The organism is Williamwhitmania taraxaci (assembly GCF_900096565.1).
Lineage (GTDB): Bacteria > Bacteroidota > Bacteroidia > Bacteroidales > Williamwhitmaniaceae > Williamwhitmania > Williamwhitmania taraxaci.
Genome location: NZ_FMYP01000170.1, coordinates 1 through 1341 on the forward strand (window position 1 = coordinate 1; position 1341 = coordinate 1341).

At 33.6% G+C, this 1341-nt stretch carries 1 protein-coding gene; it reads right to left on the reverse strand.

The window, feature by feature from the left end:
* Positions 1-61 precede the first annotated feature (61 nt).
* Positions 62-436, reverse strand: a complete 375-nt coding sequence (locus BLS65_RS17755; protein ID WP_092441120.1) for a superoxide dismutase — start codon at positions 434-436, stop codon at positions 62-64.
* Positions 437-1341: the final 905 nt, after the last annotated feature.

Genomic DNA, 1341 nt, shown 5'->3' on the forward strand with positions numbered 1-1341 from the left:
CTTTTAAGATACTGATTTCTAAGGTCTTATTCAAATTTATTCACGCCTATTTTTCTGATTGTCAAATATTTACACTAGTTATTACCGAACTATTGGCTTTAATAAAGGTATCTTTAAATTCTTTTTGCGAACCAAAACTACTCTTTATTGCTTCTGCAACCTGTTTCGCAGGTTCGCTGGTATTGGCTTGTTTTAAACTAGCAAAGTAGAAAGTATGGTTCCATACTTGAGCTGCGTTATTAAAAATAGGACCGTCTGCTTCCTTAATCATAGTTTCAAGGCTTGCATTTTCAAATTTAGTTCCCGGAATCAGACTGTTCAAATTTGTTACATACGCCTGATGGTGTTTGCCATGATGAAACTCAAGCGTTTTTGCTGAAATGCTTGGCTCAAGGGCGTTCAATTCGTAAGGTAACGCTGGTAATTCGATTTTCATTAGATTCATATTTTAATGAAATTTTTGTAAGTCAACTTTCATTTTGGTTAATTCAGAAAACCGTTCTTCAATATATGGTTCATGTTCCGACTCTTCATTAAGAATAGTAGCTACCATCTAATGTGTGTGATTTATCCCATTTGTGAATTCTGCCAGTTCCTTGTATCTATGAATAGCAAAGCGAGGCTTGCCAGATGCAAAAGTTATTTCCTGTTTTTCATTTTTTTGATTTACTTTTTCATTGAAGAGTATGAACGTTATTAATTTTAGTATTTGTTTCTGAATTTACCTTACAAAGGTATATTTAGGATGGACCGAAAATGTTATATAATTACGGCTAAAAATTACATAATTCACTTGTTTTCTGGAACACCTTTCCCTGAAAACCCAAATTAATTATCAATATCTTAGTGTGATTAGTCGGTATATATAAATGCTTTGTAAAGTGGCGCAATCATTATTCAATAGAGAAATAAAGAATTGTATAATATCCAAATTATACGTTGGTGCGGTTCATCTAATTTGCAATAACTTATCCAAAAACTAGATTCCCTATCCCATTATTATTTTCAATTTTACATGTTTCTGCTCACTTGAAGGTTTTTTCCACTAATAGTCTGTTCAAAAGAGTGAAGAAAATTCATAAGGAGTTAAATATCAGTGATATATATTGTTTAAAAGTTTTTTTATCTATTATGTCAGTATAAACAAAAGCCCCGTAAACGCTATGTTGCGGGGCTTGTTTTTTGGTAGGGGACGGAATGGGGGTCAATAATCTTAGTTTTTGGGTAAAGCGTTTAGTCTCCTGCCTAGTAGATAAAACGGTCGAAGTTGTGCCACCCATTTCGGTTCAAGTTGTGCCAGGCGTTTCGGTCGAAGTTGTGCCACTTTTTTAGGTGCATTTA